We start from the raw sequence: 18,757 nt of genomic DNA, 5'->3' as shown, positions 1-18,757 counted from the left end.
CCTCCGGAGGCAGAGGTCAGAGGTTCGAATCCTCTCGGGTGCGCTGTATTATTTTTACGGGGTAGTTACAATTCTGACCCGAATAGCTGAGGTTTGTGCGCAGTCCCTGCGGCCTAAAGATGTAATAGGGCGCTTTGGTGGGGAAGAATTTGTGGTGGCGTGGCCGTATACCAGCCCGGGAGATGCGCAAGCCGTAGCGCAAACCAAAGAGGATGACCTTGACGCCCTGATAACACGCGCGGCCGACATGCTTTACAAAGGCAAACGTGACGGCAGGAACCGGGTGGTGATGTAATTACGCTTCCCACGACAGCTCCTGCCGGTTTGTCAGCATTCGATAATGTTAACCGCCAGCCCGCCGCGGGCGGTCTCTTTATATTTGGTCTTCATATCGTTGCCGGTGTCCCACATGGTTTTAATGACCTTATCCAGTGACACCTTATGATCGCCGCTACCGCGCAGGGCTAATCGCGCTGCGTTGATGGCTTTGATCGCGCCCATGGCATTACGCTCAATGCAGGGCACCTGAACCAGCCCGCCAACCGGGTCACAGGTCAGGCCCAGGTTGTGTTCCATGCCAATTTCAGCGGCGTTTTCAACGTTACTGACGCTTCCACCCATTAACTCAGCGAGGGCGCCGGCTGCCATCGAGCAGGCAACGCCCACCTCGCCCTGGCAGCCCACTTCGGCACCGGAGATCGAGGCGTTTTTCTTATACAAAATGCCGATTGCTGCCGAGGTAAGCAGAAACCGCACGACGGTTTCTTCATCCAGCGGTTCAATATATTTGTCGGCGTACTTCATCACCGCCGGAATAATACCTGCTGCGCCGTTAGTGGGCGCGGTGACCACGCGACCGCCAGCGGCATTTTCTTCGTTAACTGCCAGGGCGAACAGATCCACCCAGTCCATCGCCTGCATAGGGTCAGTAGAGCGCTCGTTCTTCAGGCGCTGATAGAGCCCGGGGGCGCGGCGACGCACTTTCAGGCCGCCCGGCAGTATGCCTTCGGTGCGGATCCCGCGGGCAATACACTCGTCCATGGTTTTCCACAAATGCATCAGGCGTTCGCGGATTTCTTCTTCACTGCGGAACACCTTTTCATTGGCCAGCATCAGCGAGCTGATGCGCATGCCATGTTCCGAACAGTGAGTCAACAGGTCGGCAGCGCTGTCAAACGGGTAGGGAATGGGCTTACTGGACTGCTCAATGGCTTCTTCCAGGCTTTCTTCAAAGTCCGCGTCGCGCACGATGAAACCACCACCGATGGAGTAATAAAGATCTTTATAGATTACTTCATCGCCGCTGTAGAGACGCAGTTCCATGGCGTTGGCGTGCCGCGGCTTGGTCTTGCGGCGGTGGAATACGATTGCGCCTTCACGCGGGAAGTCTATTTCGTGCTTGCCCAGTAAGGCGAGCTTCTGGGTGCTGTCGACTTCTTTCAGGAAGTCGTCCACTTTGGTGGTATCGACAGACTCCGGCTTTTCACCTGCCAGGCCAAGAATAACAGCCTTACCGGTGCCATGGCCTTTGCCGGTCTGGCCAAGCGAGCCGAATAGCTCGACTATCAGGCTGTCAGCCTTATCAAGCCCGACTTCTTTCTCTGCGGCTTGCAGAAAATCATAGGCCGCACGCATCGGGCCCACCGTATGTGAGCTGGATGGGCCAATACCTACTTTGTAGAGATCAAAAACGCTAATCATAATTCCTCTTTAGTTTAGTGACCGGAACAGCGGGCGGTGCTCGGGATAGAGATGATCGGCTAATTCACGCAGGATTCCTGCGGTGGCGCCCCAGATGTTGCGGTGCTGGTACGGTATAAAGTATACCTGATCGTACAGAAAACGCTGTAGCCGGTAGACAAAATGTTCGCGCTGCTGCATGACGTGGTGCATCGGCACGGTAAATATCTCGGCAACTTCCCGCTCCTGCGGCACCAGCGGCGTGCTGGGGTTAACCAGCGCTACATAGGGCCGCACCATAAAATTACTTATTACAGGGTAATCCTGTAACTGACCCACCAACTGAACATCGGCCGGATCCAGGCCGATTTCTTCATGGGCTTCGCGCAGTGCTGTTTGGTAAAGGTTTTTATCAGCGGGCTCCTGGCGACCGCCGGGAAAGCTAATCTGATTGGCATGATGGCGGAGCTTCGCCGCGCGCAGCGTAAGAATAACATGGAGTTCGCCATCGCGCTCCCACAGCGCAATCAACACGGCAGCAGGGCGCAGGCGCTTTGGTGCCGGGCGTTTTACCACCGGAGCGTTATGCAGAAAAAAGCGATGTAAAAACTCGTCACGGGTCATGGTTAGTGCTCCGCCAGCACTGGCAAAATCCGGGCTACCTTATCAAGCGTTTCCTGGTATTCGTCCGCGCACTCTGAGTCGGCGACTATGCCGCCACCGGCCCAGCAGTATATTTGATTTTGTGCCGCCACCAGGGTCCGGATGGCTATATTGGTATCTGCCTGCCCGTGCTGAGAAAAGTAACCCAGGCTGCCGCAGTAAAAGCTGCGCCGGTGGGGTTCAAGTTCTTCAATAATCTCCATGGCTCGGATTTTTGGGGCGCCGGTAATAGAACCGCCCGGGAAACAGGCAGCAAGAAGCTCCACAGCCTGATTCGAATCGGCAAGCTGACCGATTACGGTGCTGACTAAATGATGCACGGCGGGGTAGGTCTCCACGGCAAATAATCTGGGTACTTTCACACTGCCGGGCAGACAGAGCCGGCTGAGGTCATTGCGCAGTAAATCAACAATCATGACGTTTTCAGCGCGATCTTTTTCAGAGGTGGCCAGTTCCTGCGCCAGTTGCTGATCGCGCTCGGGATCGTCATGGCGTGGGCGGGTACCCTTAATCGGCTTGGTTTCAACCTTGCCGTGCGGATCCACCGCCAGAAATCGCTCGGGAGAGTGCGACATAATGGCACCATCCTCCAGCCGCATGAAGCCCGAGAAGGGCGCATTGTTGCGTTCACGCAACCGCAGGTAGGCCTGCCAGGGGTCGCCGCTGAACTCAGCGGTAAAGCGCTGCGCCAGATTGATCTGGTAGCAGTCTCCGGCCAGCAAATAATCCTGTATTTTCTGAAACCTGTCAGCGTAATCAGTGGCTGATAAATTGCTTTGCCAGACTGAAGTTAGCAGGAATTCGCCGGCGCTCGAAGCTTCAGCTTCAGCCAACCAGAAGGCCTGTAGTTCATCAATGTGGTGCTGTGGCGCGAGCAACCAGGTGGTCCGGTCTGAGCGACGCTGAATCAGTGCCTGGGTATAAATGCCTACGGCCAGCTCGGGCAGCGGAATATCGGCCCTGGCTAATTCGGGAAGATCTTCCAGTGCCCGCCCGGCATCGTAGCTGAAGGCGCCAGCGAGCCCGCCCTGAAATGGCAGATCGGCCGGACCGTCATAGGCCGGAACCTGCTCCATTGCTCGGGCAAGCTGTTGCGGCCACCGCGCGGTATCTGTGAGCATCGCTACCGGCTGGCGAAAAATAAAATCATATTCACCGGCATGATCATCACAACTATCCAGCAGCAGAGCGCCGGGTTCGGCTGCGCAGCGGGCGAACAAAGTGGCCAGACGCGCAGTTAATGGCAAAACGACAGCGGTTAACGACACGGATAATCCTTTTAGCTATCAAGACCTAAAGCATACCATATCTGGTCAGGGGCGATGCAAAACGGTATCATACGCGCACTTTTTGATTCAGGTTACCCGAGGTTCTCATGGCATTGATCCGGCAGGCGGATTTCATCGACAGTATCGAAGATTCTCTCCAGTACATATCCTATTATCACCCCCTCGATTTTGTGCAGGCGCTGGAACAGGCTTACCACAGAGAGCAAAGCGAAGCGGCCAAAAATGCCATCGCACAGGTGCTGACCAATTCGCGCATGTCTGCTCAGGGACACCGGCCAATCTGCCAGGATACCGGTATTGTCACCTGCTTCGTCAAAGTGGGCATGGGCGTACAGTGGGATAAAACCGATATGACGGTGCAGCAGATGGTTGATGAAGGCACCCGTCGTGCTTATCTGAATCCGGAAAACCCGCTGAGGGCCTCGATCGTTGCCGATCCTGCGGGCTCGCGCAAAAACACGGGTGACAATACCCCGGCGGTTGTTCATATTGATATGGTGCCGGGTGACAACGTTGAAGTCATGATTGCTGCCAAGGGCGGTGGTTCGGAAAATAAATCCAAGATGGTGATGCTGAACCCGAGCGACTCGATTGCCGACTGGGTTGTTGAAACCATGCCAAAACTTGGCGCTGGCTGGTGTCCGCCGGGCATGATTGGCCTGGGCATTGGCGGCACTGCTGAGAAATCAGCGGTACTGGCAAAAGAATCCCTGATGGATCCCGTGGACATCCAGGAACTGCTTGACCGCGGCCCGCAAAATGCGGAAGAAGAGCTACGGCTGGAAATTTACGAGCGGGTGAACAAGCTCGGCATTGGTGCCCAGGGGCTGGGCGGCGTGACCACAGTGATGGACGTGAAGATTAAATCGGTGCCGACCCATGCGGCCTCCAAGCCGGTGACGCTGATCCCGAACTGTGCCGCAACCCGGCATGCGCATTTTGTGCTGGATGGCTCGGGCCCTGCTGATCTGCAGCCGCCAAAACTGGAAGACTGGCCGGATATTACCTTTGAGCTGGGTGATGACGCGCGGCGGGTGAATCTTGATGAAGTCACCCAGGCTGATATCGAAAGCTGGAAAACCGGCGAAACCGTGCTACTGTCAGGAAAATTACTGACCGGCCGTGATGCGGCCCATAAGCGTATTAAAGACATGCTGGATCGCGGTGAGCCATTACCGGTGGATTTCACCAATAAATTTATCTACTACGTGGGCCCGGTTGATCCGGTAGGCGATGAAGTTGTTGGTCCGGCAGGCCCGACTACCGCTACGCGGATGGATAAATTTACCGATATGATGCTGGATAAAACCGGTATTCTGGGCATGATTGGTAAAGCGGAGCGGGGCCCGGCCACGGTCGAAAGCATCAGACAGCATAAAGCGGTGTATCTGATGGCGGTTGGCGGCGCGGCTTACCTGGTTGCTAAAGCAATCAAGAAAGCGCGGGTCGTTGCCTTCGAAGATCTGGGAATGGAAGCTATTTACGAATTTGAAGTGGAAGACATGCCCGTTACCGTTGCGGTAGACAGCACGGGTGAAAACGCTCATGAAACAGGCCCGGCTATCTGGCGCCTGAAACTGGAAACTGCTGATGCTTGAAATTGAACTGTGGCAACTGATAACCGGTGCCGGGCTAATCCTTGGGATTGGCATGCTGCTCGGCTATGTTATTGCCAGCGCGCCGCGCAAGGCATTGCTCAGCCAGACGCAACAGCTGGAGCAGCGGCTACTGCTGACGGAACAGAATTATCAGCAGGTGTTGCAGCAGCGTGGCGAATTGCAGGCCGAATTGCAGGGCTCGCGGGTACGGCTGGAAGAAAGCCTCAAGCACGCTGATGAAAAGCAGAAGTTGCTGGAAGCGAGCGAAGAGCGCCTGAAGAAAGAATTCGAGCGGCTGGCGCAGCATATCTTTGAGCAAAAGTCCCAGCGCCTGCAGGACAGCAGCAAGCAGACGCTGGAAACCACGCTGGCGCCGTTCCGGCAACAGCTGGATGCCTTCAAGAAGCAGGTTGATCAGCAATATACTGAAGAAACCAAACAGCGGGCGTCGTTGAGTACTGAGTTATCCAGCCTTAAAGAACTCAATAAACAGATGGCCGCTGAAGCGGAAGCGCTGACCCGGGCCCTCAAAGGCGACACCAAAACTCAGGGTAACTGGGGTGAAGTTGTACTGGAGCGGATCCTGAAGCAGTCCGGTCTGCGTGAGGGCAATGAGTATGAAACCCAGAGCCATCACCGCGATGAAGAAGGTAAATCGTTTAAGCCCGACGTGATCGTGCACCTGCCCAACGACAAAGACGTGGTCATCGATTCCAAGGTGTCACTGGTGGCTTATGAGCGCTACTTCAACAGTGACGATGATAACGATCGCCACAGCGCCCTGAATGAGCATGTCACATCGCTGCGCAATCATATTAAAGGCCTGGGCAAGAAGAACTATCAGCAGCTCGATAGTGTCCGGACGCTGGACTACGTACTAATGTTTATCCCTATCGAACCGGCCTTCTTGCTGGCGGTTGATCGTGATCCGGAATTAATCCGGCTGGCGCTGGATAACAATATTATGCTGGTGAGCCCGACCAACCTGCTGGTGGCGCTGCGTACCGTGAATAATATCTGGCAGTATGAATATCAGAATCAGAATGCCCAGCGTATCGCCAGTGATGCGACCAAGCTTTATGACAAGTTTGTCAATTTCACTGAAGACTTACAGCGGGTAGGCAATGCCCTTGATACCGCCCGCAAGAACTACGACGGTGCGATGAATAAACTCTCTACCGGCCGCGGCAACCTGGTCGGCCGGGTTGAGAATTTCCGTAAGCTTGGGGTGCAGAGTTCGAAAAAAATCGACCAGCAGTTGTTACAGCAGGCCGATGATGAGGATGACAGCGCGGACTAAGTAAAGCTCTGGCCGGTTAACCGGCCAGCGTACCCCAGAGGTCATATTCATCAGCGTGTTCAATGCGCACTTCAACAAACTGACCAGGCTGCAGGCCGGTTTCACCGTTCAGATAAACCAGACCATCGATTTCCGGTGCATCAGCTGAACTACGGCCAATCGCGCCTTCCTCGTCAACTTCATCGATCAACACCGTCATGGTGCGGCCGATTTTCTGCTGCAGCCGCTCGGCACTGATTTCCTGCTGCAGTTGCATGAAGCGCTCATAGCGTTCCTGCTTGATTTCCTCAGGCACAGGATCAGGTAATTCGTTGGCTTTAGCACCTTCTACATCGGAGTAGGTGAAGCAACCAACGCGATCCAGGCGGGCCTCACGCAAAAACTGTAGCAGTTCTTCAAACTCTTCTTCAGTCTCGCCCGGGAAGCCAACAATAAAGGTGCTGCGGATGGTGAGATCCGGGCAAATCTTCCGCCAGTTCTGGATGCGCTCAAGAGTACGCTCAGCAGAGCCCGGACGTTTCATCAGCTTCAGAATACGCTTATTGGCGTGCTGCAGCGGGATATCCAGATACGGCAGGATCTTACCCGCGGCCATCAGTGGGATGACTTCATCAACTGACGGATACGGATACACATAATGCAAACGAACCCAGACGCCTAATTCGCCCAGTGCCGCGCACAGTTCAAGCATGCGGGTTTTGACCGGCTGGCCGTCCCAGAAACCTGTTTTGTGTTTTACATCAACACCGTAGGCGCTGGTATCCTGTGAGATAACCAACAGCTCTTTGACGCCGGCGTTGGCCAGGCGTTTGGCTTCATCAAGTACGCTACCGACTGGACGGCTGACCAAATCACCACGCATGGACGGGATGATGCAGAAAGTACAGCGGTGATTACAGCCTTCGGATATTTTCAGATAGGCATAATGGCGCGGCGTCAGTTTAACACCGGTGTCGGGTACCAGATTTTCAAACGGGATATGTTGTGGCTGTGGCACATACTTGTGCACGTGCCCCATCACTTCTTCATAGGCGTGAGGGCCGGTAATCGCCAGCACATTCGGGTGCACTTCACGGATCTCGTCATCTTTGGCGCCAAGACAACCCGTCACGATCACTTTGCCGTTTTCATGCAAGGCTTCGCCAATGGCGTCCAGTGACTCCTGCACGGCGCTGTCGATAAAGCCGCAAGTGTTTACGATAACCATATCGGCATTGTCGTAACTGTTGACGATGTCGTAACCTTCGGTTCGCAGCTGGGTTAAGATCCGCTCCGAATCGACCAGGTTTTTTGGGCAACCCAGGCTAACAAATCCAATTCGGCGCTGGTTTGCTGACGGATCCATTGTCGCGGAGGATGGGGCCGCCGGTGCTGCTGGCTGGCCTGGGTTGTATTGATTCACGGTCATGTAAAAAACTTCTCTGCTTAGGAATAACGAAACGGGCGCTATTCTACGCTATTTTTTCAACCCGTGCTGAAGTAGTTGAGCGTTACAGCCAGCCTTTGCGTTTAAACAGCCAATAGGGCGCAAAGCCAGAGGCAACCATCAGCAGCAGCGCCCACGGATAGCCCAGCGACCAGTCGAGCTCAGGCATAAAATCAAAGTTCATACCGTAAATGCTGGCGACCAGAGTCGGGGGTAAAAACACCACCGCAGCGATCGAGAAAGTTTTAATGATCTGGTTCTGCTCAATATTGATAAAGCCCTGGGTGGAATCCATCAGGAAGTTTATCTTGTCGAACAGGAAGGTGGTATGGCTCATCAGGGTGTCCAGATCGCGCATCACTTCGCGCAGAGCCTCGGTTAATTCCGGGCGGTCTTTAAATTGCTTGAGCAAAAAGGATATATCACGCTGAGTGTCCATCAGGCACAGCCGGATTTTACCGTTACTGTCTTCAAGCTTAGCCAGCTTGCTGATGGCATCTTCGAGGTCGGCACACTCATCTTCAAGCACCAAATGGCTGACATCTTCCAGTTGCCGGTGAATATCTTCAAGGGTGTCGGCATGGTTTTCGATTTTCTGATCCAGGATGGTGACCAGCAGGGTATCCGGAGCGTTACAGATAACCTGTTTTTGGCGGGCCCGCATCCGCAACAGGCGGAAATCTGCGATGTCGCTCTCGCGAATGGTGATCAGCCGGTCAGCCTGCAAAATGGTCGCTACAGTAACTGTATGGTGACGTCCTTCGGAGATCGCTAAGAATAGTGAGTGAACATGGATACCGGCCTGGTCGACGAAACAGCGGGCAGAGGCCTCAATTTCCTCTATCTCATCGGATTCCGGTAAATCAATACTAAGCAATGAACTGAGTTGCTCACGCTCCTTGTCGTCGGGCTCCAGAGCGTCGATCCAGTCAGCCGCCTGTAAGGTTTCAAGCGAAAAATTGTGTTCACCTTCAGCCTTACAAATTTCACAGATTTTGCCGTCTTTGATTTCAAATAACCGAATCATTCAGCCTCCCGTAAATGGTCCACATACATTGCGGTCGCGCCACATACCGCAACCGGTATCATCACCAGATTAACGATCGGAACAGACGCGAGCAGCGCAACTATTACGCCAAATGATAAGCTCAGGCCGCGGTTCTGGCGCAGTTGATAACGCATACGGTCAAACGGCACCTTGTGGTTATCAAAAGCATAGTCGGCATACTGTATTGTCATCATCCAACCACCGAATAAGAACCATAGCAGCTGTCCGACGACGGGTACAAATAACAGCAGCAGACCGTAGCCGATAGCGCGCGGAATAAAATAGAGGATTTTCTGAAATTCACGACCGATGGTGCGGGGAATATCTTTAATCATGCCCTTAATACCGCCATCCAGCGGTTTCACGCCGGTCAGCCGGTACTCCACTTTTTCAGCCAGCAGGCTGTTAAAAGGCGAGGCGATAATATTAGCAACACTGGTAAATAGCAGGCCAAATATCAGCAAGACCGCGATAACAATTAGCGGCCAGAGGATAAATTCGAGCCATTCCAGCCAGCCGGGCAACCACTCAATTAAATCGGCGACCCAGATGCCGGTGTAGTGAAAGATGGCATAAATTGCGATGCTGAATAGCATAATATTAATGCTCAAGGGAATGAGTACGTAACGGCGCACGCCTTTCTGAAAGGCCAGTTCGAATCCGCGGGCGACATAGCTGCCGCCAAAATCACCAGGTGTCGCTTGGCTCATGCTGAGTTATCCTTAATTTTTTTTCGGTAAAGCTGGTTCTTACTGTCATTATACAGAGGATTTAGCGATTAAAATTCAGCATTTTGTAAGCATGCATGAATCTGTTCGGATATTACAAAATACATTAATATCTGCTAATGTCGGTCAGGTAACTGCCATCTACGAACCATACAGATAACGATAATAACTCGATGCGGCTCAAGCATATAAAACTGGTCGGTTTCAAATCCTTTGTTGATCCCACCAAGGTCCCTTTTCCCCACCAGATGACCTGCGTAGTGGGGCCGAACGGTTGCGGCAAATCCAATGTGATTGACGCGGTCCGCTGGGTGCTGGGTGAAAGCTCGGCTAAGAACCTGCGTGGCGACGCCATGACGGACGTTATCTTTAACGGATCAACAGCCCGCAAGCCGGTTTCTCAGGCCAGTGTTGAGTTGGTGTTTGATAACACTGATGGGCGCATTCAGGGTGAATACGCCAGCTATGCAGAAATCGCGGTGAAGCGAGTAGTCACCCGCGATGGGCAGTCAAACTATTATCTGAATAACAGTAAATGCCGCCGGCGTGACATTACCGATTTATTTTTGGGCACCGGATTAGGCCCGCGTAGCTATGCCATTATCGAGCAGGGCATGATTTCCCGATTGATTGAATCCAAGCCGCAGGAACTGCGGGTATTTCTGGAGGAAGCGGCGGGGATATCCAAATATAAAGAACGCCGTCGGGAAACGGAAAACCGCATCAAGCATACCCGCGATAACCTCGATCGGCTGACCGATGTTCGTGACGAGCTGGGCGCCCAGTTGGACAAATTACAGCGTCAGGCTGCTGCCGCGCGGCGCTACAAAGAATTAAAGGCCCAGGAGCGCAAAGTTAAGGCCGAATTGCAGGCTTTACGTTGGCTGCAACTTGAAAACCAGGCCGAGCGCATCCGCACGACCATCCAGCAGCAAGAGACTGAACTGGAGCGCTGGCTGGCAGAGCAACGCGGTAGCGAGCGCGGTACCAACGAACTACGCGAGCAGGTGGCGGATGCTAAACAGCAGCTTGATGAAATACAGCAAGCTTATTACCAGTTGGGCAACGAAATTACCCGCACCGAGCACCAGTTGCAGGCCGAGCGTAATCAACTGCAGCAACGTGAGCAACGCCGGCAACAGCTCAGCCACGAGCTGAGTCAGCTGGATGAAACCAGAGAAGATGACCAGCAACAACAGGTAGAGCTGCAGGTACAGCAACAGCAGTTGCAGCCAGAACTGGAGGTCGCAGAACAGGATTATCAGCTGGCCGCTGAGCGTTTTGAGGCTCATGAAGGCGCCTGGATGCAGTGGCAGGATGACTATCAGAACCATCTGGACCGCCAGCAGCGTGAGCGTGAACAGGAACAGCAGATTCGCCTGGCCGGTGAACGGGCCGGACATCAGTTGCAGCGGCTGCAGGATGATCTGGCGGAGCTTGATCAACAACGAACTGAGCTTGAGCGCGAGCTGGCGCAAGCCGCTGACCCGTCAGTAACCGATGAAGTAACTGCCAAAACCACTGTGCGTGATGAACTGGCTGAGGCCATTGCAGAGCAGATGCGCCAGCAACAGCATCTGGAACAGCAGCGGGAATCACTGCAGGCGCAGCGTGAGCAAATTCAGCAGCAGCATCAGCAAGCCCTTGGCCGGCAGAGCTCACTGCAACATTTATTGGCGGCCGCGCAGAGCGATGACTGGCCGGCAGCGGTCGGCGAGTGGCTGCAGCAACAGGGTGTCCCCATGCTAGGGCAGGTGCGCGGCATGCTGGAGGTCAACAGCCAGTGGCAGCTGGCCGCCGAACAGCTGGTGGCGCCCTGGCTCGATGCCTGGGTGGTTGAAACACTGCCGCCGCACTGGCCAACCCAGCTTGGTGTCCGGCTAGTGGTGTTAAGCGAAGAATCAGCCAAAGCGGGTTCGTTGGCAAGCGAGCTTGACGGTGCCTTACAGCGCTGGCCGTGGTTGCAGCAGATCGGTCTGGCGCGGGATGCCGCCGAGGCAGAAGTGCTCCGACAATCCGGTGCCTGGCCTACGGTGCTGAGCCCGACCGGTCAGATCTGGTCCGCTGCGGGATATCAGGCTGCCCGGATTGCGGCCACGGATAGTCAGTTACTGCAGCAGGCTGAGCTTGATGAGCTGGTGCAGCAACTGGACGCATTTACGATGCAGCTGCAGGACGTCAACAGCGAGCTGGAACGCAACAAGCTGGCGCTGACGCAGTTACTGCAACAGTTGCAAACGCAGCGTGAGGCGCACAGCCAGGTGCAGGCCGAAGTAGCCGCGTTGGCCGAGAAGAGTAACTGGCAGCAACAGCAGCAGCGAAGTTTCGCGGAAAAAATAGCGCAGAACAGCGAACGTCAGGAGCTGCTTCGCGAGCAGTTGGAAACGGTCGCGCTGGAACAAGAGGAACTGGCCGCGCAAGCTGAGATTCTGGCTGAGCAAAGCACGGTTACCGATGATGACGGCGACTGGCAGCAGCGCCGCACCCAATTACAGGAACAACGGCAGCAACTGCGCGATGCGATGCAACAACGGCAGCAGCGATTGCAGCAGCTAAGCATGCAGCAGCAGCAGATTGAAACTCAGCTGCAGCATATAAATACCTTATTACAGCGGGTCGGCCAGCAGCGCGAGCAGGCCCAGGAGCAGCTCAGCTTATTGAGTAAGCCCGACGCCAGCCAACATGAAGAACTTGAAGTGCTGGCGCTGCAACTGGAAGAATTACTGCAACAGCGTGAGCAAGCTGACGAAACGCGCCGCCAGCGCGCTAATCAGGTGAGTGAACTTGAAGCACAATTGCGTGAACTCAGTACCGGCGTGCAGGGCGTAGAAAGTCAGATTGAGAAAGCGCGCGCTAAGTTGCAAAGCTCACAACTGGAAATGGCGGCGTTACAGGAGCGCAGCCGCAATGTGCTGGCGGTGCTGCAGGACATGCGGCAACCAATTAAGCCGGTGCTCGAACAATTGCCGGAAGAAGCTGAAGAGAAGGCCTGGCAAACTAAGCTGGAGCGGCTGCAGACGGCAATACAGCGTCTGGGTGCCATTAACCTGGCGGCGATTGAAGAGGCGGAAACCCTGGCAGAACGCAAAAGCTATCTTGACCAGCAACATGAAGACTTAGTGGCGTCGCTGGAAACCCTGGAAACGGCTATCAGAAAGATTGATAAAGAAACCCGGCAACGCTTTAAGGCAACCTTTGACGCGGTCAATCTGGGGCTACAGGAATTATTTCCGAAAGTATTCGGCGGCGGCAGCGCCTATCTGGATTTAACCGATGCCGATTTACTGGAAACGGGTGTTACTATTATGGCCAGGCCGCCGGGCAAGAAAAATAGCACAATTCATCTGCTTTCCGGTGGTGAAAAAGCGCTGACGGCTTTATCATTGGTGTTTGCTATATTTCGGTTAAACCCGGCGCCGTTTTGTTTACTTGACGAAGTTGACGCGCCCCTTGATGATGCCAATGTCGGTCGCTTCTGTCGGCTGGTGGAAGAAATGTCAGCGACAGTCCAGTTTATTTATATCAGCCACAATAAAGTGGCAATGGAAATGGCATCGCATCTGGCTGGAGTGACTATGCAGGAAGCAGGCGTATCACGACTGGTCGCGGTGGATATCGACGAAGCGGTGGCTCTCACCGAAGCGTCCTGAGTAAGAGGATAGTTACAAGACATGACCATGATGCAAATTGTTTTCAGTATAATTGGATTATTGCTGATTATTGCTATTGTCGCCCACGGGATGTGGACTATCCGCCGTAATGAACAGAAACAACGTGAGCGGATGAGCACGATTGAGCAGAAACGGCATCAGGCCGACGCCGATAGTTTCGATGGCGATGGCATCGGGCCGGTGCGGATAGTCTCCAAAAAGGCGCAGGCCGGCGAAGCAAAAGAAGGTGTGCCGCCAGCTGCCAATACGACTAAAATGCGGGCAAACAGCGATGATGCAGAGGTTGAACTGCCATCTGTCAGTGCTGAACCTGATCCTGTTCAGCAACAGCAAAAACCTCCGGCAAAATCAGCAAAAGCCGAACAGCCAAAGCCCGAAAAACCCGAAAAGGCCGAACCCGTCAGCCAGCCAGCCCAACAAAGCATGGACTTACCACTGGAACGCGATGAGGATGAGCCCATTCTGACCGAAGAGCCGGAAGAAGTGATTGCGCTGCACGTGACGGGCGATATTCAGGGCGCGGTGCTACTGCAACAGATGACGGAACTGGGCTTTAAATACGGCGATTTTGATATTTTCCACCGCCATGTCGATACAGCCGGCAACGGCCCCGTACTGTTCAGCCTGGCCAACATGTTTAAGCCCGGCACCTTTGATATCGACAATATTGAGGCCTTTCATACTGAAGGCGTGGCCCTGTTTCTGGCGCTGCCGATTAAAGGTAACTCAACCCAGGCCTTCACCATGATGCATAACGCAGCGGTTAAACTGGCAACTGCAGTTGATAAAGGCCAGGTGCTTGATGAGCAAAGAAATCCTTTAACCCGTCAGGCGTTGCAGCACATTCATCAACGCATTCGGGAATTTGAACGTAAACGCCTGATTCGACATTAATCATTATGACTGACAATAATGCAGCCGAGCGCGCGGCTGAACTGCGCGCGCTGATATCCCGTTATAACCGCGAATACTATGAACTTGATGAGCCATCGGTTCCTGACGCCGAATATGATCGGCTGTTCCGCGAGCTGCAGCAACTCGAAAGTGAACATCCGGCCCTGCGCAGTAGCGAGTCTCCGACCCAGAAAGTAGGCAGTAAGGCGCTTACTGCATTTCAGCAGGTCCAGCATGAAACCCCCATGTTATCGCTGGATAACGCTTTTTCTGAAGATGAGTTCAGCAGCTTTGTTGAGCGGATCAAGGATCGTCTCGATCGCAGCGGCGCAATCGCTTTCTGCTGTGAACCCAAGCTTGATGGCGCGGCGGTGAGCCTGTTGTATGAAAATGGCGTACTGGTGCGCGGCGCGACGCGCGGCGACGGCCAGACCGGGGAAGATATTACCGCCAACGTGCGCACCATCCGCAATCTGACGTTACAGCTTGAGGGCGATTATCCCGAACGGCTGGAAGTGCGCGGTGAAGTCTTTATGCCGGTACAGGCATTCGAGCGCTATAACGAGCAGGCGCTGGCGCGGGATGAAAAGGTTTTTGCTAACCCCCGTAACGCCGCCGCCGGCAGCTTACGCCAGCTGGATTCAGCGATTACTGCCCAGCGGCCATTGCACTTTTATGCTTACTCGGTGGGGGTAGTCAGTAGCGAGATTAAGCTTGCTGATAGCCACTTTGAGCGTTTGCACCAGCTGAAAAACTGGGGTTTGCCCATCAGTGATGAAGTTAAACGCGTACCGGACGGTAGTGCGTGCAAGGCCTACTACGATGACATTCTGAAGCGTCGCAGCGCGTTGCGCTATGAAATTGATGGCGTGGTTATCAAGGTTGATTCGATTCCCCTGCAAAATGACCTGGGCTTTGTATCACGGGCACCGCGCTGGGCTATAGCCTGGAAATTCCCCGCCCAGGAAGAAATCACTACCATTAAGGGCGTCGACTTTCAGGTTGGCCGCACCGGTGCTATAACCCCGGTAGCCCGGCTCGAGCCAGTAGCGGTTGGCGGGGTGACGGTATCTAACGCAACCCTCCATAACGCTGATGAAATTGAGCGGCTGGACATCCGTATTGGTGATGTCGTGACTATCCGGCGCGCCGGCGATGTGATTCCGCAAGTGGTTCAGGTGCTGCATGAACGCCGGCCAGATGAAACCAGCGAAATTATTTTCCCTGATCGCTGTCCTGTCTGTGATTCCCACGTGGAGCGGGCTGAGGGCGAGGCGGTCACCCGTTGTACCGGCGGGCTTATCTGTGGCGCTCAGCGAAAAGAAGCCCTCAAGCATTTTGCCTCGCGTAAAGCAATGGATATTGACGGCCTTGGCGACAAACTGATTGAGCAATTGGTGGAACGCGAATGGCTAAAGTCGCCAGCTGATTTATACCGCTTGAAAGCACGGGAGTTGGCTCACTTACCGAGGATGGGCGAAAAGTCAGCGGAAAAAATTGTAGCCGCTATCGTAGCCAGTAAAGAAACAACCTTAGCGCGGTTTTTATATGCCCTTGGCATTCGCGAGGTGGGCGAAGCAACCGCTGCTAATCTGGCGATGCATTTTGCCGGACTCGAAAGCCTGATGCAGGCTTCGCCAGAGCAACTTGAAGAAGTGTCGGATGTCGGCGGGGTGGTCGCCAGCCATATTTATCAGTTCTTCAGGGAAGAACATAATCAGCAGGTGATCCGTGAGCTACAAGAGCTGGGCGTAAACTGGCCTGCGGTTGAAAAGCTGGCCGCCAGTGAAGCAACTTTGGCCGGCAATACTTATGTACTAACAGGGACGCTCACCCAAATGACCCGCGATGAAGCCAAACAGGCCCTGCAGGCACGGGGTGCCAAAGTTTCCGGCAGTGTATCGGCTAAAACAACGGGCGTTATTGCCGGTGATAATGCAGGGTCTAAATTAACGAAGGCTGAGCAACTGGGAGTGCCAGTGCTCAGCGAAGGTGATTTGCAGGAATTACTACGCTAAACCTCAACTCTGAGAATTGAGTCGGGTCACATCAACCAGTAATTTGAGCTGCTGACCCGGCTGCAGATAGCTCGAGCGGCTAATCTGGTTCCACTTTTCAATATCTGCAATAGTGACACTGAAACGGTTTGCGATGCGTGCCAGTGAATCACCGGAGCGTACTTTATAGCTTACGCTGCGCACCACTCCCGAAGGTTTTTGTTTTTCAGGTAACCAGACCACCAACTGTTTGCCCGGGCGCAGCGGGTCGGTTGGAGCCATACCGTTCCATTTCGCCAGGGCCCGTAAGTTAACACTATAGCGACGACTGATGTCCCACAGGGTGTCGCCACTAACCACCTGATGTTCGATTTTATATTCGCCCCGCTCTTTTGACTGTGTGCTGGCCAGCCTGCTTTCGGCCGACAGGTTATAATCGTTGAGGTCGCGGGTCGCTACTGGGATCAGTAAATAATCACCGGCGCGGATAATATGGCTGCGCAGGTTATTCGCCTGCTGAATGGCCTGCGCTGTGGTGTGGTATTTGCGACCAATTACTAACAGGCTCTCACCGGGTTTAACTTTATGTCGGGTCCAGCGCACCAGTTCTTTGGCATCGGCACTAGCCAACCACTCTTGCAGCAAGCGGGCGTTTTCGAGCGGAAGCAATAACCGGTGCGGGCCGTCTGGATCAGTTGCCCAGCGGTTATAGCCGGAATTAAAATGGTGCAGAGTGTCGAGATCCAGCCCCGCCTGTTCGGCGGCTTTGGCCAGATCGATCTGGCTGCTCGCTTCGACTACCGCCAGATATGGCTCATTAGCGATCGGCACCCAGGTATAGGCATAGGTGTCGTGGTGTTTAAGAATGTCCGCCAGCGCAAGCAATTTAGGCACATATGCTCTGGTTTCGCGGGGTAAGTCCAGCGACCAGAAATCCGTGGGTTTACCGGCGCGCTTATTCTTACGGATAGCATTGGCTACCCGGCCTTCACCTGAATTATAGGCCGCCAGCGCATGGGACCAGTCGCCGTCAAAGCGCTGCTGCAAAGCATCGAGGTAATCAAGGGCGGCGTGGGTTGCTGCCAGCACATCGCGCCGGCCGTCGTACCACCAGTTAATATCCAGTCCGTAATGACGGGCGGTACCAGGGATAAACTGCCAGATACCGGCCGCGCGGCCATGGGAATAAGCAAAGGGATCAAAGGCGCTTTCAACAATCGGCAGCAGTGCCAGCTCAAGGGGCATGCCGCGGCGCTCGATCTCTTCAACGATCAGGTGCATGAAAGGGGCGGCGCGCTTGGCAACGCGCTCCATATAGGCCGGGTTGCGCAAATACCAGTTACGCTGGTTCACCAGCCGCGGAACTTCGGGAGCCTCCATGGTGAGCTGCCGCCGGATCCGGTGCCAGACATCAGCTTCGGCCTGGGGCGGAATTTCAACTTCGGCAATTTCCTGCAGCATGACAGGCGCTAATGCGGGCTCAGATGCCGGCTCAGGCGAAGCGATTGCCTCGGTAGGTGGTTGTTCCGTAACTGTTGCCGATGGTGGATTTTCTGATTCAGGGGACGAAGTGAGCTGACAGCCACCGAGTAAACTCGCACTAAGTGCCAGAAGTAACCATTTATTCATGCAACAGGGTCCTCAAAAACAGTAGCTCAGCTACTGTTCGTTGTTTCAGTTATCAGAGCGCAGTGTACGAGATTAGAAACGGTCTTTCCACTCTCGCAATTCGGCAAATTTGTCCGCGGTTTCAGCCCGCAAAAACGGATTAACCTGCAATTCGAGGTCAATGGTACTGGGTAAGCTGATCTTCCCCTCAGCCCGCCAGTTCAATACCTGCTGCTGATAATCTATGATCTTCTGGTTGCCGGGTTCCGCTGCCCGGGCAAACCGCAGATTAGCGCTGGTATATTCATGGGCACAATAGACGCGTGTATCGCCCGGAAGTTCACTAAATAACTGCAGCGAGTTAAAAAACTGCTGCGCCTTACCCTCGAACATCCGGCCACAGCCAGCCGAGAAGAGCGTGTCGCCGCAGAACAGATAGCCGGGACTGTAAAAACTGATGTGATCCAGGGTATGGCCCGGCGTCGCCAGCACTCTGAATGCCGCATTGAGGCCGTCAGGTGTGACTTTATTGTTATGACCTAAGGGTTCCGTAATACCTTTGATATCCGGATTGGCAGGGCCGTAGACCGGAACATGGTAATCTTCCAGCAGCGGTAACAAGCCGTCGGTATGATCCCAGTGATGATGGGTAATCAGAATAGCCGTAAGACCAATGCCTTGTTGTTTCAGCCAGTCACGTACAGGTTGTGCGTCGCCGGGGTCAACAATGACCGCATCACCATCCGCCTGTGGCTGAATGGCCCAAATGTAGTTATCATCCAGTGCAGGTATCGCAGTAACATGCATAATAGTCGTCTGTTATTTGCTCAGTTTGACCACAGTATACAGGTGTAC

At 54.2% G+C, this 18,757-nt stretch carries 14 protein-coding genes; 6 read left to right on the top strand and 8 right to left on the bottom strand.

Annotated elements, in window-relative coordinates; all coding sequences use genetic code 11:
• A partial coding sequence (locus tag R3196_RS07185) for a diguanylate cyclase domain-containing protein (RefSeq protein WP_318936094.1) occupies positions 1–295 on the top strand: 295 nt, incomplete at its 5' end.
• 32 nt (positions 296–327) lie between these two features.
• Here R3196_RS07185 and R3196_RS07180 read toward each other — a convergent pair.
• Genes R3196_RS07180 through pabB form a run of 3 tightly spaced genes read right to left on the bottom strand, consistent with a single transcriptional unit; the run spans position 328 to position 3,611 of the window.
• Positions 328–1,701, bottom strand: coding sequence for an L-serine ammonia-lyase (locus R3196_RS07180; protein ID WP_318936093.1), 1,374 nt, complete (start codon positions 1,699–1,701; stop codon positions 328–330).
• Positions 1,702–1,710: 9 nt separating this feature from the next.
• Positions 1,711–2,304, bottom strand: coding sequence for a CoA pyrophosphatase (locus R3196_RS07175; RefSeq protein WP_318936092.1), 594 nt, complete (start codon positions 2,302–2,304; stop codon positions 1,711–1,713).
• 2 nt (positions 2,305–2,306) lie between these two features.
• Positions 2,307–3,611 (bottom strand): aminodeoxychorismate synthase component I, encoded by a 1,305-nt coding sequence (gene pabB, locus R3196_RS07170; RefSeq protein ID WP_318936091.1) that lies wholly within the window; start codon positions 3,609–3,611, stop codon positions 2,307–2,309.
• 107 nt (positions 3,612–3,718) lie between these two features.
• Between pabB and R3196_RS07165 the strand changes: the two genes are divergently transcribed.
• Positions 3,719–5,230 carry a fumarate hydratase gene (locus R3196_RS07165; RefSeq protein WP_318936090.1) on the top strand — a complete coding sequence of 504 codons (1,512 nt, stop codon included), beginning with the start codon at positions 3,719–3,721 and terminating at the stop codon, positions 5,228–5,230.
• The gene (gene rmuC / locus R3196_RS07160; protein ID WP_318936089.1) at positions 5,223–6,530 is read left to right on the top strand and encodes a DNA recombination protein RmuC; all 1,308 of its coding nucleotides are present in this window, start codon (positions 5,223–5,225) and stop codon (positions 6,528–6,530) included. The genes R3196_RS07165 and rmuC overlap by 8 nt, the downstream gene beginning before the upstream one ends.
• Before the next feature lie 16 nt (positions 6,531–6,546).
• Here the strand turns inward: rmuC and rimO are convergent, their stop codons facing one another.
• From rimO to cysZ, 3 genes are all read right to left on the bottom strand, one after another.
• Positions 6,547–7,938, bottom strand: a complete 1,392-nt coding sequence (gene rimO, locus R3196_RS07155) for a 30S ribosomal protein S12 methylthiotransferase RimO (protein WP_318936088.1) — start codon at positions 7,936–7,938, stop codon at positions 6,547–6,549.
• 82 nt (positions 7,939–8,020) lie between these two features.
• Entirely contained in the window at positions 8,021–8,983 is a 963-nt protein-coding gene (gene corA / locus R3196_RS07150; protein ID WP_318936087.1) for a magnesium/cobalt transporter CorA, read from the bottom strand.
• On the bottom strand, positions 8,980–9,714 hold the full coding sequence (cysZ, locus tag R3196_RS07145; RefSeq protein WP_318936086.1) for a sulfate transporter CysZ: 735 nt from the start codon (positions 9,712–9,714) through the stop codon (positions 8,980–8,982). Before cysZ ends, corA begins: the two co-directional genes overlap by 4 nt.
• 191 nt (positions 9,715–9,905) lie before the next feature.
• Here cysZ and smc point away from each other — a divergent pair, with 191 nt between their 5' ends.
• The 3 genes from smc to ligA are packed head-to-tail and all read left to right on the top strand — an operon-like array spanning position 9,906 to position 16,315.
• Entirely contained in the window at positions 9,906–13,382 is a 3,477-nt protein-coding gene (gene smc, locus R3196_RS07140; RefSeq protein WP_318936085.1) for a chromosome segregation protein SMC, read from the top strand.
• A 21-nt stretch (positions 13,383–13,403) separates the two neighbouring features.
• Positions 13,404–14,297, top strand: a complete 894-nt coding sequence (zipA, locus tag R3196_RS07135; RefSeq protein ID WP_318936084.1) for a cell division protein ZipA — start codon at positions 13,404–13,406, stop codon at positions 14,295–14,297.
• Between the two features lie 5 nt (positions 14,298–14,302).
• On the top strand, positions 14,303–16,315 hold the full coding sequence (gene ligA / locus R3196_RS07130; protein WP_318936083.1) for an NAD-dependent DNA ligase LigA: 2,013 nt from the start codon (positions 14,303–14,305) through the stop codon (positions 16,313–16,315).
• Positions 16,316–16,318: 3 nt separating this feature from the next.
• Here ligA and R3196_RS07125 read toward each other — a convergent pair whose 3' ends face one another.
• The gene (locus tag R3196_RS07125) at positions 16,319–17,923 is read right to left on the bottom strand and encodes a LysM peptidoglycan-binding domain-containing protein (protein WP_318936082.1); all 1,605 of its coding nucleotides are present in this window, start codon (positions 17,921–17,923) and stop codon (positions 16,319–16,321) included.
• A gap of 72 nt (positions 17,924–17,995) precedes the next feature.
• Positions 17,996–18,709, bottom strand: a complete 714-nt coding sequence (gloB, locus tag R3196_RS07120) for a hydroxyacylglutathione hydrolase (protein ID WP_318936081.1) — start codon at positions 18,707–18,709, stop codon at positions 17,996–17,998.
• Between the last annotated feature and the right edge of the window lie 48 nt (positions 18,710–18,757).

The organism is Pseudidiomarina sp., from assembly GCF_033722695.1.
Taxonomy (GTDB): domain Bacteria; phylum Pseudomonadota; class Gammaproteobacteria; order Enterobacterales; family Alteromonadaceae; genus Pseudidiomarina.
The sequence above is the reverse complement of the archived record's forward strand: the minus strand, read 5'-3'. Positions and strand labels throughout refer to the sequence as shown.

Bases quoted from the DNA above. Each gene is read 5' to 3' on its own strand.
- R3196_RS07180 (WP_318936093.1), bottom strand. From the start codon at position 1,701: ATGATTAGCGTTTTTGATCTCTACAAAGTAGGTATTGGCCCATCCAGC.
- R3196_RS07175 (WP_318936092.1), bottom strand. From the start codon at position 2,304: ATGACCCGTGACGAGTTTTTACATCGCTTTTTTCTGCATAACGCTCCG.
- R3196_RS07165 (WP_318936090.1), top strand. From the start codon at position 3,719: ATGGCATTGATCCGGCAGGCGGATTTCATCGACAGTATCGAAGATTCT.
- rmuC (WP_318936089.1), top strand. From the start codon at position 5,223: ATGCTTGAAATTGAACTGTGGCAACTGATAACCGGTGCCGGGCTAATC.
- rimO (WP_318936088.1), bottom strand. From the start codon at position 7,938: ATGACCGTGAATCAATACAACCCAGGCCAGCCAGCAGCACCGGCGGCC.
- corA (WP_318936087.1), bottom strand. From the start codon at position 8,983: ATGATTCGGTTATTTGAAATCAAAGACGGCAAAATCTGTGAAATTTGT.
- cysZ (WP_318936086.1), bottom strand. From the start codon at position 9,714: ATGAGCCAAGCGACACCTGGTGATTTTGGCGGCAGCTATGTCGCCCGC.
- smc (WP_318936085.1), top strand. From the start codon at position 9,906: ATGCGGCTCAAGCATATAAAACTGGTCGGTTTCAAATCCTTTGTTGAT.
- zipA (WP_318936084.1), top strand. From the start codon at position 13,404: ATGACCATGATGCAAATTGTTTTCAGTATAATTGGATTATTGCTGATT.
- ligA (WP_318936083.1), top strand. From the start codon at position 14,303: ATGACTGACAATAATGCAGCCGAGCGCGCGGCTGAACTGCGCGCGCTG.
- R3196_RS07125 (WP_318936082.1), bottom strand. From the start codon at position 17,923: ATGAATAAATGGTTACTTCTGGCACTTAGTGCGAGTTTACTCGGTGGC.
- gloB (WP_318936081.1), bottom strand. From the start codon at position 18,709: ATGCATGTTACTGCGATACCTGCACTGGATGATAACTACATTTGGGCC.